The sequence below is a fragment of the Exiguobacterium sp. SH4S7 genome (assembly GCF_004336795.1).
Taxonomy (GTDB): Bacteria; Bacillota; Bacilli; order Exiguobacteriales; family Exiguobacteriaceae; genus Exiguobacterium; species Exiguobacterium aurantiacum_A.
Map to the genome: position 1 here is coordinate 23,859 of NZ_SJUT01000001.1, position 13,091 is coordinate 36,949.

The 13,091-nt window shown below is 56.1% G+C and carries 14 protein-coding genes; 10 read left to right on the top strand and 4 right to left on the bottom strand.

Going from position 1 to position 13,091, the window contains the following annotated elements:
• The first annotated feature begins 2 nt into the window (after window positions 1–2).
• The 7 genes from EVJ29_RS00115 (at window position 3) to EVJ29_RS00145 (ending at window position 6,160) form a co-directional block, all read left to right on the top strand.
• Window positions 3–1,124, top strand: a complete 1,122-nt coding sequence (locus EVJ29_RS00115) for a DegT/DnrJ/EryC1/StrS family aminotransferase (protein WP_131504549.1) — start codon at window positions 3–5, stop codon at window positions 1,122–1,124.
• Entirely contained in the window at window positions 1,121–2,095 is a 975-nt protein-coding gene (rfbA, locus tag EVJ29_RS00120) for a glucose-1-phosphate thymidylyltransferase RfbA (protein WP_131464301.1), read from the top strand. Before EVJ29_RS00115 ends, rfbA begins: the two co-directional genes overlap by 4 nt.
• A complete protein-coding gene (gene rfbB, locus EVJ29_RS00125; RefSeq protein ID WP_131504550.1) occupies window positions 1,998–3,047 on the top strand; it encodes a dTDP-glucose 4,6-dehydratase in 1,050 nt (349 codons plus the stop codon). The genes rfbA and rfbB overlap by 98 nt, the downstream gene beginning before the upstream one ends.
• A 6-nt stretch (window positions 3,048–3,053) precedes the next feature.
• Entirely contained in the window at window positions 3,054–4,031 is a 978-nt protein-coding gene (locus EVJ29_RS00130) for a glycosylase (RefSeq protein WP_131504551.1), read from the top strand.
• The gene (locus tag EVJ29_RS00135) at window positions 4,028–4,969 is read left to right on the top strand and encodes a hypothetical protein (protein WP_131504552.1); all 942 of its coding nucleotides are present in this window, start codon (window positions 4,028–4,030) and stop codon (window positions 4,967–4,969) included. Before EVJ29_RS00130 ends, EVJ29_RS00135 begins: the two co-directional genes overlap by 4 nt.
• Window positions 4,966–5,385: a GNAT family N-acetyltransferase gene (locus EVJ29_RS00140; RefSeq protein ID WP_071398211.1), complete on the top strand. Its 420-nt coding sequence runs from the start codon at window positions 4,966–4,968 to the stop codon at window positions 5,383–5,385. Before EVJ29_RS00135 ends, EVJ29_RS00140 begins: the two co-directional genes overlap by 4 nt.
• A 130-nt stretch (window positions 5,386–5,515) precedes the next feature.
• On the top strand, window positions 5,516–6,160 hold the full coding sequence (locus tag EVJ29_RS00145) for a thioredoxin domain-containing protein (RefSeq protein WP_161567318.1): 645 nt from the start codon (window positions 5,516–5,518) through the stop codon (window positions 6,158–6,160).
• 19 nt (window positions 6,161–6,179) lie between these two features.
• Here the strand turns inward: EVJ29_RS00145 and EVJ29_RS00150 are convergent, their stop codons facing one another.
• The gene (locus EVJ29_RS00150) at window positions 6,180–6,833 is read right to left on the bottom strand and encodes an excalibur calcium-binding domain-containing protein (protein WP_131490125.1); all 654 of its coding nucleotides are present in this window, start codon (window positions 6,831–6,833) and stop codon (window positions 6,180–6,182) included.
• Window positions 6,834–7,047: 214 nt separating this feature from the next.
• Window positions 7,048–7,308, bottom strand: a complete 261-nt coding sequence (locus tag EVJ29_RS00155) for a hypothetical protein (protein ID WP_131464287.1) — start codon at window positions 7,306–7,308, stop codon at window positions 7,048–7,050.
• Window positions 7,309–7,413: 105 nt separating this feature from the next.
• Here EVJ29_RS00155 and EVJ29_RS00160 point away from each other — a divergent pair, with 105 nt between their 5' ends.
• Window positions 7,414–8,655, top strand: a complete 1,242-nt coding sequence (locus EVJ29_RS00160; RefSeq protein WP_070328463.1) for a UDP-glucose dehydrogenase family protein — start codon at window positions 7,414–7,416, stop codon at window positions 8,653–8,655.
• A gap of 75 nt (window positions 8,656–8,730) precedes the next feature.
• Here EVJ29_RS00160 and EVJ29_RS00165 read toward each other — a convergent pair whose 3' ends face one another.
• Window positions 8,731–9,204, bottom strand: coding sequence for a DinB family protein (locus EVJ29_RS00165; RefSeq protein ID WP_131464283.1), 474 nt, complete (start codon window positions 9,202–9,204; stop codon window positions 8,731–8,733).
• A gap of 130 nt (window positions 9,205–9,334) precedes the next feature.
• Between EVJ29_RS00165 and EVJ29_RS00170 the strand changes: the two genes are divergently transcribed.
• Window positions 9,335–10,063: a DUF3784 domain-containing protein gene (locus EVJ29_RS00170; RefSeq protein WP_131490124.1), complete on the top strand. Its 729-nt coding sequence runs from the start codon at window positions 9,335–9,337 to the stop codon at window positions 10,061–10,063.
• Complete coding sequence (locus tag EVJ29_RS00175) at window positions 10,060–10,320, top strand: hypothetical protein (protein WP_070328468.1); 261 nt, start codon at window positions 10,060–10,062, stop codon at window positions 10,318–10,320. Before EVJ29_RS00170 ends, EVJ29_RS00175 begins: the two co-directional genes overlap by 4 nt.
• A gap of 28 nt (window positions 10,321–10,348) precedes the next feature.
• On the opposite strand, the gene EVJ29_RS00180 is transcribed toward EVJ29_RS00175, so the two are convergent.
• Window positions 10,349–13,054, bottom strand: coding sequence for an EAL domain-containing protein (locus tag EVJ29_RS00180; RefSeq protein ID WP_131504554.1), 2,706 nt, complete (start codon window positions 13,052–13,054; stop codon window positions 10,349–10,351).
• Between the last annotated feature and the right edge of the window lie 37 nt (window positions 13,055–13,091).

Genomic DNA, 13,091 nt, shown 5'->3' on the forward strand with positions numbered 1-13,091 from the left:
AGATGAACTTACCGAAACACGATCTGTCGCCGCCGATCGCCGTGACACGTCCGGCGATGCCTGAGTTCGAGGCGTACGTTGAGATGATCCGGCCACTCTGGGACAGCCGCTGGCTCAGCAATCGCGGCGAACACGTCCGCGCACTCGAAGAAGAATTGACGGAATTGCTCGGTACAGAGCACGTCTCGCTCCTGACGAACGGACATTTGGCGCTCGAGACGGCGATTGACGTCCTCGGCCTTTCGGGCGAGGTCATCACGACACCGTTCACGTTCGCCTCGACGACGCATGCGCTCGTCCGAAAAGGACTGACACCGGTCTTTTGTGACATCAATCCGCTCGACTATACGCTAGACGTCTCGCAGCTCGAGTCGCTCATCACCGACAAGACGTCGGCCATCCTTCCGGTGCACGTGTACGGTAACGTCTGCCACGTCGACGAGATCGATCGCATCGCCAAACGGCACGGGTTGAAAGTACTGTACGATGCGGCCCATGCGTTCGGGGTCACGTATCAAGGACGAAGCATCGCCACATATGGAGACATGAGCATGTTCAGTTTCCATGCGACGAAAGTATTCCATACGATCGAGGGCGGTGCGCTCGCCTACGATGAGACGAGTTACCGAGACGCCATCGAACAGGCCGTCAACTTCGGCATCACCGGACCTGAAGCGGTCGACTCGGTCGGGGGCAACGCCAAGATGAACGAGTTCCAGGCGGCGATGGGGCGCTGTAACTTGCCGCGGTTCGAGCACGACGTCATGAAACGGCGCGCCATCGTCGAACGCTATGACGAACGGCTCAGGGGAATCCCGACGATTCGCTTGAACCGCCGAGGCGACGACGCCGTCTCGAACTACGCCTACTATCCGGTGCTGTTCAAAGGCGACCGGCGCCGCCGCGACGAGATGATGGCTTGGCTCGCCGAGCACGGCATCTTCGCCCGGAAGTACTTTTATCCGCTCGTCACCGATTTTGGTTGTTATACGTTCGACGCCCGCGTGCCGAACGCGAAATATGTATCCGACCGCATCTTGACGCTGCCGCTCTATCCGGACATGACGCTCGAGATGGTCGACCGGATTTGCGACTTGATTATTGAAGGAGGGAACCGGACATGAAAGGAATCATTTTAGCAGGCGGTAATGGGACACGGCTCTATCCGATGACGAAAGCAGTCTCGAAACAGTTGCTCCCGATTTACGACAAGCCGCTCATCTACTATCCGATGTCGGTCTTGATGCTCGCTGGGATCCAAGACATTTTGCTCATCTCGACACCGAAAGACATCAATGGCTATGAGCGGTTGTTCGGGGATGGACATCAGCTCGGGTTGTCGATCACGTATAAAGTGCAAGACAAACCGGTCGGTCTCGCCGACGCCTTCATCCTCGGTGCGGACTTTATCGGTGACGACTCGGTCTGCCTCATCCTCGGCGATAACGTCTTTTATGGACAGGATTTGACGCAGTTCTTACGTGACGCGAAACAACGCGAGACGGGGGCTACCGTGTTCGGTTATCCGGTCAAGGACCCACGCGCGTTCGGTGTCGTCGAGTTCGACGATAATCGCCGCGTCATCTCGATCGAAGAGAAACCGGCGCAGCCGAAGTCGAACTATGCCGTGCCCGGTCTCTACTTCTATGACAACCGTGTCGTCGAGTACGCCAAACAAGTCCAGCCATCCCCGCGCGGCGAGCTCGAAATCACCTCGATCAACCAGATGTACCTCGAGGCCGGTGATTTGAACGTCGTCTTGTTCCGACGCGGGATGGCGTGGCTCGATACGGGGACGCCGGAAGGGATGATCAAGGCGTCGGTGTTCGTCCAGACGGTGCAGGAACGACAAGGTTACTATATCGCCTGTCTCGAGGAGATCGCCTGGCGCCGCGGGTTCATCACGTCGACCGAGCTCCGCGATATCGGCCAAACGTTAAAGATGACGGATTACGGGCAGTATATCCTATCACTTCTTGAAGAGGAGCGTGTCGAAGATGAAGACTTTACTCGTAACTGGCGGAGCCGGGTTCATCGGATCAAACTTCATAAAGATGCTTCTGGAAAACGAGCAGTGGCGTATCGTCAACCTTGACGCGCTCACGTACGCCGGTAACATCGAGACGCTGCAAGACATCGACGACCCGCGTTACGTGTTCGTCAAAGGTGACATCCGGGACCGCGAGACGGTCGAACGCGTGTTTGCGACGTATGACGTGACGCGCGTCATCCACTTCGCGGCCGAGTCGCACGTCGACCGGAGCATCGTCGAACCGGACGTGTTCTTGACGACGAACGTGCTCGGGACACAAGTGCTGTTGGACGCGGCGAAGCGGCACTGGAATTTACGTCCTGATGATAAACACTCACGTGACTATTCGGAAGGCGTCAAATTCGTCCACGTCTCGACCGACGAGGTGTACGGGACGCTCGGGCCAGACGGGCTCTTCACCGAGACGACCCCGCTCGCCCCGAACAGTCCGTACTCGGCCTCGAAAGCGAGCTCCGACCTCATCGTCCGAGCCTATCACGAGACGTACGGCCTCCCGGTCAATATTACGCGTTGCAGCAACAATTACGGACCATACCAATTCCCCGAGAAGCTGATCCCGCTCATGATCCAACGCGCCGAGCGCGGGGAGACGCTCCCGGTGTACGGTGACGGTCAACAGATCCGTGACTGGCTCCACGTCAAAGACCATTGCGTGGCGATTTGGACGGTCGCTGAGCGGGGACGCGACGGCGACGTGTATAACATCGGTGGCAACAATGAACAAGCGAACGTGACGATCGTCCGCTTAATTTTAGAACTGCTCGGTAAAGATGACTCCCAGATCACATTCGTCACCGACCGTCCCGGGCACGACCGCCGCTACGCGATCGACAACACGAAGATCACGACCGAGCTCGGATGGCGTCCGGCCTACACGTTCGACCAAGGCTTGCGGGAGACGGTCGACTGGTACGTCACGCATCCTGACTGGGTCGACCACATCGTTTCCGGGGATTATGCACACTACTACGACAAGATGTACGCGAAAGGGTGACGGGGAATGGCTGAGACGACGAAGACGACGTACGAATGGACGAACCGGCGCTTGCTGTTCAGTCCGGAACGAGATACCGACATCGATTGGATGGATGCATTCGCGCAGGCGCCGTCCGTACTCGAGCGCGATACGTATTTGCGCATCTATTTCAGTTGCCGGCCGAAACCAATCGATGGCCGCTACGTCAGCTATAGCGCTTACGTCGACGTCGATAAACGAGACTTCTCGATTTTACGCGTGAGTGAAGAGCCAGTGCTTTCACTCGGGGAGCGGGGCACGTTCGACGAGTTCGGCATCTATCCGTTCTCGGCAATCGACGCCGGGGACGAGGTACATGCCTACTATGGCGGCTGGACACGTTGTACGTCGGTCCCGTTCAACGTCGCTATCGGCAAAGCAGTGAGTCAGGACGGTGGCAAGACGTTCGAGCGGATCGGACCGGGACCGGTTTTGTCGTATACGCTCGATGAACCGTTCGTCTTGAGCGGGCCGAAAATCCGGCGCTTTGGAGACATGTGGTACTTGTTTTACATCGCGGGCCGGGAGTGGCTCATGCACGAAGGTAAACCGGAACCGGTGTACAAGATCCGTCTCGCCACGTCAGCCGACGGCGTGAACTGGGTGAAACAAGAACGCGACTTGATCGAGAGCATCGTCCCGGACGAGGCACAGGCGAGCCCAGACGTGTTTTATGAGAACGGGTCGTACCATATGTTCTTCTGTTATCGCGACGCGACCGATTACCGGAAGAATCCCGAACGGACGTATCGGCTCGGCTATGCGTCGTCGCCGGACTTGTTGAACTGGACGCGCGACGATGACGTCATGCGCTTCACCCGCTCAGACGTCGGGTTTGACGACGAGATGGTCGCCTATCCACACACGTTCGTCGTCGGCGGAAAGCGTTATCTGCTCTATCTCGGCAACGAGGTCGGACGGGCCGGTTTCGGCATCGCCGAGCGGAAGGAGGAAACGACATGAAGTGGCGGAAACTCGGGCATATTTTCGATCCCAAGCCGCATGGCTTTTTCGGGGACTATTCTGCGTTCGCTCAATCACCGCAAGCACTCGTCTTCGACGACTTCGTCCGCATCTACTTCTCGACCCGGGAGCCGGATGCGGACGGGACGTTCAAGAGCCATATCCGTTACGTCGATATGACACCGTCGTTCGAAGTGATCGCCGTATCGCACGACCCGGTCATCCCGCTCGGAAAACTGGGCACGTTCGATGAGCACGGCATCTTCCCGTTCCACGTCACGCGGACGGACGCGGGCCTGTACGGATATACGAGCGGCTGGAGCCGACGCGAGTCGGTGTCGGTCGAGACGGGGATCGGCCTGTCGGTCAGTCATGACGATGGGCATACGTTCGAGCGGCTCGGTGACGGGCCGGTGCTATCAGCGAGTGTTGACGAGCCGTTCCTCGTCGGGGACCCGTTCGTCTTCACGAAAGACAAGCAGTATATGTACTACATTTACGGTACGACGTGGAAGACGGGCCCGGACGGCGTCGCCGAACGGACGTACAAGATCGCGCTCGCGACGTCCGAGGACGGGCGCACGTTCACCCGGCACGGCCGCATCGTCGATGATGTGATTCAAGACGAGAGCCAGGCGCTCCCGACCGTGTTCGAGGCGGGTGGCCGCTATCACATGGTGTTCTGTTTCCGTGACACGTTCGGCTTCCGGGACGACCCGACGCGCGGCTACCGGCTCGGTTACGCTTATTCCGACGACCTCATGCAGTGGACGCGCGACGACGCCTCGCTCGGTTTCGAGCGGAGCGACTCGGGGTGGGATTCAGCAATGGAATGTTACCCGCACGTGTTCGAGATGAACGGGCGGCAGTATTTGTTGTATAACGGCAACGCCTTCGGACGCGACGGCTTCGGTGTCGCCGTCTTGGAGGACGTATGATCACGCTCGGCCGCGGGTCGGTCGCCGACTACGAGGCCCACCTCGAGGCGTGTGATGCCTTGTTCCCGACGGCACTGTCGGAACGGATCGACTTGCACGAATATGCGCGCAAGCTGCATGACCGGGCGACATCGTTCGAACTGTGGGACGATGACCGGTTGCTCGGCCTCCTCGCGGCCTACTTCGATACGGACATCGCCTTTATCAGCCATATCTGTGTCTTGCCGGAGGCGCCGAAAGGGAGCGGGCATGACTTGTTGGTCAGACTATTCGATGAGGCGGCGCAGCATCATAAGCAGTTGATCCGGCTACACGTCGAGAAGACGAATGAGCACGCCATTTCATTTTATAGAAAGCATGGCTTCGTCGGGACGGGACAAGCGGGGAACGATGTGATTATGGAGCGCGAAGCGTGAAGGTTCTGAATAGAATCGAAGCGCTTCTTTTTGTTTGGCCCGGGGAGTGTCAACAGAACGTCACTCGAATTTTCATAGGAGGCGTGGTATAACAGGTTTATGTGAATAAATGAACAAATGGAGGATGAGCATGAAACGTTTACTATTGATTGTACTCGGTGTGATGATGTTGGCGGCTTGCGGGACAAGCGAGGCGGATGAACGGGGAGAGCAGTTTACATATACGAGGTATGAGCTCCCGCTCGAAGATAAGGTCGCGCTCGGCGATGGTTCGCACGAGATCGTCTTCGTCTTTGACTACAGTTGCCCATGGTGCAAAAAATGGATGGAGAGCGTCTTGCCGGAGATCGAGTCGCGGTGGATCGAGACGGGAGAGGCGACGTTCAAAGGACAGCCGCTCGTCTTGTTGAATGAGCAGTCGCAACTGCTCGCTAGTGTCGATGCGAATGCGGAACGAGTGATGCCGGAACGGTACTATGCGTTGCAACGCCACATCGGGCTCGACGCCGAGACGGTCTCGGACTTCGGCACGGAGGTGTACGTCCAACGGCTCGCGGAAACGTTCGATGTGGACGCGGAAGCTCTGCTCGCGCCGCAAGTCGACGCGGGGATTCAAAACGCACGGCTCTATACGCGTGACCTCGGCGTCGAATACGTGCCGACCGTGTACGTGAACGGGATTAAGTTGCTCGATGCGTTCAGCTTAGAGGAGATGGAGCGGGTCATGTCTGGCGAGATTGAGGCGGGGGACCAAGTCGAGATGCCGAAAGAATGAACAAGCGACACCCTCATTTCTACTGGGTGTCGCTCTGTCCGCAGGCGATGCCGTCAAGATCGGTGTCGAACGACAGCAAATAGGCGTCGTGCTCGAGTGGGACACCGTCCGGGTAGACCGCGTTCAAATCGAGGCAGGAACTGTACACCTCGAAGAACGCATCCGTCTCGTCGGCCGCGGCGATTGCGTCGTCTTGGAGGGCGGCTAGTTCACTTTCGAGTTGCTCGTTCAAGGCGTGCGCTTCCCGCAATTCGTCTTCGAGCGCGTACATCTCGGTCCGTTGCGTCTTAACGACTTCTTCTAGATCGAACACTTTTTGAAACAAGTTGTCTTTCATCGTGTCTTCGCGGACGGCAAGGCGTGCCTCGAGTTTCTCGGTCACGTCCCGCTCGATTTGAATCGCTTGCCAAGCGAGGGCGTCGGCATGTTGTTCCTCGAGGGCGAGCAGAGATTCGTCGTAGCTCGCCTCGACCTCAGCTAAGTCGGCGCTGACGTGCAGCTTGTCTTGTTCCAAGTTGTAGTAGTAGACGCTCGAGCCGACGAACAGTAAATATAAGACGGTCGCGAAGACTTGTAGTTTGATCGGCTCGACCGGATGTTCGGCGAACCAGATGAACACGAGGCTGAGCGTGCTCGCCACGCATGCAGCCGTGATGAACGTCATGATCGTCATAGACACCCCTCTTTTCCTAGACTCTCTTTGACTATTCCTGTTTCGACTCGAAAACGAAGCGACAACGCGAGCATACTTTCAAGAAATCGAATCGACAGCTAGATGTTGAACAACATTTATCACAGCGAATGTTCACGTGTCATACATATCGAAAAAGCAGGAGTTTCGGCAGATTCGTGGAATACTGCAAAAAGAAAAAAGCGTTCGACTGTCGTCAAACGCTCTTCTTGTCTTCAAGCTGTTGATTTTTACGCCATTTCCAAATCACGAGACCGAGGACGAGGAAAATCGGAGCGGCCACCCAAGGACGGGCTTCGAGAATCGCGACAATTTCAAAGATGGACAACCATCCGCTGATCATGACGAGGATGAGCAACAAGGTTCGCAGTCCCCCCCGGACCGGAAACCAGTAATAGATGAATAACGTGATCAAAAAGAAAGCGAGCAAGCCCATGCGGTTAGTCCTTTCTAGCATCATTTTGACCAATTATAGCAGACAACATTGCGAGAGTGTTAGAGGGTTCCCTTTAAGACGACTTTTCGCTACAGTTGAAGATAGATTATCTAAGGAGGAACTAGCGTGAAATTTGGAATCATCGGCTTAGGATATGTCGGATTAGCCACCCTGTGTGGCCTTGCAAAAGCGGGACATGAAGTCATCGGTGTCGAGAAAGACCAACCGAGACTGCGCCGCCTCATGAGCGGCCACGCACCGTTTCACGAGCCGGGTATGGCGGAAGTGCTCCAAGACTATGCAGACTCGATCACACTTACGGATAACACCGCCGACACAAATGATGTCGATTACTTGTTCTTGGCTGTCGGTACGCCGAGCAAGGAAGACGGCAGCTGCGACATGACGTTCGTCGATGCCGCTTTGTCTGAGATCAACACGAAACAAAAAATCGTCATCCGTAGCACTGTGCCACCGGGGACGACCGACTTACTCAGCATCATGTATCCATCCCACACGTTCGCAATCGTGCCGGAATTCTTACAAGAAGGGCGTGCGCTCGCCGACGTCCTTAAACCGCAACGCGTCGTCATCGGCAGCGGGAATCTTGAAATCAGCGAAGAACTCGCCGGTATTTATGGCCGTCTCGGTGTGCCGATTGTTTGCACGACACCGATCAACGCCGAATTGATCAAATACGCCTCGAACGCATTTTTAGCCACAAAGATCAGTTTCATGAACGACTTGTCACGCCTCGCGGATAAAGCAGGCGCCGACATCGCGACGATTGCCGACGGGATGGGGCTTGACCCGCGCATCGGACGTTCTTACTTAAACGCTGGTCTCGGTTACGGCGGCTCGTGTTTCCCGAAAGATATGAACGCGCTCTTGAACGTCGCGGCCGAGAACGAACTCGACTTGCCGGTCATCCGTGCGGCGATTCAAGCGAACGATGAACAGATTGCCTATGTCGCATCGAAGATCGAACACCGTCCGAACCTGCGTGTCGCTTTCCTCGGTCTCGCCTTTAAACCAGGGACGGACGATATGCGTGACGCACCGTCGATCACACTCGCCAATCACTTACGGTTACGTGAAGTCGAAGTCGTCGGCTACGATCCGCTCGCGAAGTGGGAGTACCGTCAAGCGTTGACACCAGAAGAAGCGCTTAAAGGAGCCGACGTGGCGATTCTTGTCACGGAATGGGACGAACTCGTCAACTTGAAGCCGGAAGCGTTCGCCGGGATGCGGACGAAACGGTTGATTGACGCACGCAACGCATGGAAGTATGCGCGCGACCCAGAAGACGTCGAGTACGAAGGCGTCGGCCGCATGCAGGGCAAGACGAACACACCGTCATCGAAATGAGCAAAGACGAGACCTTTCAACAGGTCTCGTCTTTTTGGTTGCGGTCCATAACATAAGTGCTGAGTGCGACGGCGGTTAGCGATTCGTCTGTTCTTTTGTCGGGCCCATGACACCGGGAACGTGTTGTCCGGCCTGGCGTAAAAGTACCGTCATCTGACCACGGTGATGCGTCTGATGGTCGATCATCATGCGGAGGACGGCACCGCGCGGCGTCATCTTCCCGTGGACGTCGACTTCTTCTAGCAAATAGTCATCTGTAAAACCGTCAGCGGCGCTTGAGATTTCTTGCGCGTATCGTTCGTACTGGTCGGCGATCACGCTCGCTTGATCGGGCTGGGTCAGGCTCTTCAAAGCTGAGAGACGGAAACCGAGCAAGTTCGTGAAGTAGCCGAGCGCGGTCGTGACGTGCCAACCGATCCAACCGAGCGAGTTATGGTCGGGGACGATTTTTTGGCCGAGCGTGTCATCGGTCATGGCACGGAGCACGTCGAGCGTGCCGGTCGATGATTTTGTCCAATCCTGTTTGAAGTCGTTAGCGGTACGATACATAAGACTACCTCCTCTTGCGTATTCTACCGCTAGTATACGCATGTGCCTTTCGTTCGCGCACGTCTGATGATCCGATGAAACATTTCGGTCGATTTTCCCGTAGAATGAAGGAGATAGGAGGGACTCGTCCATGTGGATTCTTGTATTTGCAGCACTACTCATGTTTGTCCTAGGGTTCGCCGTCCACAAGTTAGGGTGGCATTTTCTCATCTCGGGCTATAACACGATGAACGAAGCAGACAAGGCACGCGTCGACATCAAACCGGTCGCACGGTTGATCGGTATCATGTGTTACGGCATCGGCTTCATCTTTCTCATCGTCGGCCTCATTGATTGGTTCGGGCTCGTCGTCCCAATCGAGCCGCTCTTTATCGTGCTCATCCTGTTCATCGTCGTCATCCTTTGGCGCGCCCAAAAGTATGACGGGAATATTTTTGACGACACGGGACGGCTTCGTCCGGGCGGGAAGAAGAAACTCATCCCGATCGTCCTCGTCTCTGTGCTCTTGCTCACGGTCGTACCGGGGCTCCTGCTTTGGTTCTCTCAACCGACCGAAGTGACACTCACCGATACGGCACTCGTCATCGAAGGCAGTTACGGGCAAACCGTGCCGTATGACGAGATTGTTGATGTCATATTGACCAACGTCCCGGACGTCGAGCGTCGAACGAACGGGGCCGCTACAAGCTCACAACTGACAGGACACTTTCGAACGACTTATAAGGAAGACGTGCTTCTCTTCATCAACCGTGACGCCACAGCCGCCATCCGCATCGACTGGAGCGGAAAACCGATCTATCTAAATCTTGAAACGAACGAAGCAACGGAACAATTATATGAGGAGGTGATCACTCGATGAGTCCATGGTACGCGCGCAACATGCCGTTCTTTTTCCTGACGTTCTTTTTTCCGCCGCTCGCGCTGCTCTTGCTCGTCTGGCAGTGGGACAAATTCACGACGGACCGGGGCATCAAACTGTTTTTCGCGGTCGGGATGACGGTGTTCATCGTGTTCGGTCTATTGCCGCGCGGCACGCTTCCGGTCATTCTGCCGATCATTTTCGGCTTGATCGCCTTAAAGCTCGTGCTGAACGTGATCAGACGAAAAAAAGGCTGACGCGCTAGACGTCAGCCGATCGGGACGCTCAGTCAGGGCGTCCTTTTTTTTCGTTCACCCAAGCCTCGAACGCGTCAGGTTTGAGCGCCGGGGCGTAGTAATAGCCTTGCCCGAGCTCGACCCCTTCGGCAATCATCCGTTCAAGGTCTTCCTTCGTCTCGATGCCTTCGGCGAGTGATGTGAGCGCCTGCTCGCTCGCGAAGCGTGAGACGGCACGGAGGAAGGATGTGCTGTCTTTCGCTTTTCCGCTGACGTACATCCGGTCAATCTTCACTTCTTGAATCGGTAAGTGCCAAATCGCTTCGAACGAGGCGTAGCCGGTGCCGAAGTCATCGATCGACAAGCAGTAGCCGAGGTCGGCGATGTCCTCGAGCCGCTCGAGCTCGTTCGCGTGTGACATGATGTCGGCCGACTCGGTCAATTCGATTTTCAAGCGGTCCGGCAGCCACGGATACGTCTCGATCAAATCACGCAGCTTCGTGACGATCGACGGGTCGACCGAGTGGGCAGACAAGTTGTACGACAACGAGACGCCGGAGAATGACGTATCGCGCCAAGCGACGAGCTGGTTGATGACTTGGTCGAGGATCGAGTGAGATAACCATAAAATCTGGTCTGACCGTTCGGCAATCCGGATGAACTCGTTCGGCGGGACGTGACCGATATCCGGATGCTGCCAACGGGCGAGCGCCTCGGCCCCGACGACGCGTCCAGTTGTCAACTCGACTTGTGGCTGGTAGGCGACGGTGATGTGTCCTTGCTCGATCGCCTCGGGGAGCGCCTGTTCGATCAAGGCGGCCCACTGCAGCTGGGCGAGGATGCTCGCGTCATACCAGACGAACGGCGTCCGCGTCTCTTTGGCGTGCTGGAGTGCTCGTGTCGCCTCGAACAAACAATCGGTATAGTTCGGCGTCGTGTGTGCCGCCCCGATTTGAACGTGGACGGTCTGCCGTTTTTGATTGATCAACAGTTCGGTCGGGAACAGCTCCATCAGTTCATGTTCGTCGAGCGTGCTGAACCCTTTGACGTACAACATGAGCGTGTCGTCACGATAGCGGCCGAACAAATGATGCGCATACTTCTCGAGTCGGTCCTCGACGTGACGGGCGAACTCGGTCATGAGCAGGTCAGCATAAATCGTATCGTACCAATCGACGAGATGGTGGAAATCGTTCAACTTGATCAAGAGGAACGTCCCATCGATGTCTTGTTTTTCCCACGCTCGGATAAAACCGTATTCGTTATACAGTTCGGTCGCGAGGTCGAATCGGACGAGGCGATCGACTTTCCGTTCGCGCTCGACGCGCTCGGTCTCATCTTCGAGGATCAAGTAGTACGTGAGTGTTCCCCCGCGCTTGAGCGGGATGATTTTCGCGTTCAAGAAACGGGCATGTTCTCCTTTTAAATGCAAAATGAATTGTGCGCTCGTCCCGTGCTCGGTCACACCTTCAAGTGCTTCCTGGAACAGGCGACGACCTGTGTTAGTGAATAGCTGGTTGATCTCGTACAAGTTCCGGGCGCCGAAGAACTGATCGAACACATCGTTCCGTTCGATGAAGTTATAAGCATCATCGATCAACGCGATGGCGAGACCGGTCTCTGAGAACAGGGACGACCAACGCTCGTGATAGCGGAGCAGGTCGTTCGATTGCGTCTCGAGCGTGTTGACGGTCGAATGGACGCTCACCGCAATCTCGCGGAGCTCGTCCTCGATGCCACGGAAGTCATGACTGGCCGGGAATGACGCCTCGACCGGTTCGGTGCTTGGGTCGATGGCGAGTGCACGGGCTTTCAAATGACTTAAATCATGGGCATACATTTTACGTGTATAGCAAAGCGCGGCCAAGAGTCCGGTCGAAAGTACGAGCGTCGCGAGCAGGACGAGGACGGCGAGCGTCCCATATCGGTTTCGTTCCTCTAGGAGCAATGACTCGGTCGACGAGCGGATAGTCTGGAGAACTTCATGCGAGTCTTCGTAAAACTTGGTCCCGTTGACGTAACGCGCCTCGAGCGTCGAGCCGGTCGAAGTCAGTCGTCCCAACGCTAGGGCGCTCTCCGTTAAATCAGCGGTCGACTTCGTTTGGAGAGTAGGATTCGTCGCGATAATCTCTTCAAGTAAACGCGCTTCAGTGGCGATGGAGGCGAGTTCGGCTTCTAATTTTTCTCGGTCCGGCGTCTCCGCCAGCAAGTTCGTCACGTTTTGGATGAACGTCATCTGCATCCGCATGACGGCATCGGTCAACTCGTAGGCCGTGTTCGCTTGGGCGGTCCGCTCTAAGCCTTGGTAGAGCCAACGCCGATCAATCGATTCGATGACGTCAAACGGGACGTTGTCGAATTCGCTCAACTCGCCGTCGAGCGTCTCTTCTAGTCGTTCAGAAAAAGCGAGGAGGGCATCCCGTTCGCGTTCGTGGACCCCGGTCTCGAAATCATCGAGCAGCTGGGTGTTATACTGGAGCGCGCGTTCGCGATAAGGCGAGGACAACAACGCCGTCGGCTGGCCCGAGTTCAGTTCGTACAGTTTCGCGGCCTGGTGGAGGACAAGGTAAGACTCGACGCCGGCAAGGTCGGATGCATGGTTCAAGTTCGTCACGGACTGATCGACGCTGACGTGTTTCTCTTTCCAGTAATAGCTTAATCCGAGACCGAATAACAACACACCGACGAGGCAGGCGACAGCAAGTACCATCGTATAGATCCGGTACGGAATTTTGGCGAATCGGTTGCTTCCCATCGTACACTCCCTTTCTACCTTTCCTATCTTATATCGC

Coding starts and splice junctions, on each gene's coding strand:
- rfbA (WP_131464301.1), top strand. CDS start 1,121: ATGAAAGGAATCATTTTAGCAGGCGGTAATGGGACACGGCTCTATCCG.
- EVJ29_RS00140 (WP_071398211.1), top strand. CDS start 4,966: ATGATCACGCTCGGCCGCGGGTCGGTCGCCGACTACGAGGCCCACCTC.
- EVJ29_RS00150 (WP_131490125.1), bottom strand. CDS start 6,833: ATGACGATCATGACGTTCATCACGGCTGCATGCGTGGCGAGCACGCTC.
- EVJ29_RS00145 (WP_161567318.1), top strand. CDS start 5,516: ATGAAACGTTTACTATTGATTGTACTCGGTGTGATGATGTTGGCGGCT.
- rfbB (WP_131504550.1), top strand. CDS start 1,998: ATGAAGACTTTACTCGTAACTGGCGGAGCCGGGTTCATCGGATCAAAC.
- EVJ29_RS00170 (WP_131490124.1), top strand. CDS start 9,335: ATGTGGATTCTTGTATTTGCAGCACTACTCATGTTTGTCCTAGGGTTC.
- EVJ29_RS00165 (WP_131464283.1), bottom strand. CDS start 9,204: ATGTATCGTACCGCTAACGACTTCAAACAGGATTGGACAAAATCATCG.
- EVJ29_RS00115 (WP_131504549.1), top strand. CDS start 3: ATGAACTTACCGAAACACGATCTGTCGCCGCCGATCGCCGTGACACGT.
- EVJ29_RS00180 (WP_131504554.1), bottom strand. CDS start 13,054: ATGGGAAGCAACCGATTCGCCAAAATTCCGTACCGGATCTATACGATG.
- EVJ29_RS00135 (WP_131504552.1), top strand. CDS start 4,028: ATGAAGTGGCGGAAACTCGGGCATATTTTCGATCCCAAGCCGCATGGC.
- EVJ29_RS00175 (WP_070328468.1), top strand. CDS start 10,060: ATGAGTCCATGGTACGCGCGCAACATGCCGTTCTTTTTCCTGACGTTC.
- EVJ29_RS00155 (WP_131464287.1), bottom strand. CDS start 7,308: ATGCTAGAAAGGACTAACCGCATGGGCTTGCTCGCTTTCTTTTTGATC.
- EVJ29_RS00130 (WP_131504551.1), top strand. CDS start 3,054: ATGGCTGAGACGACGAAGACGACGTACGAATGGACGAACCGGCGCTTG.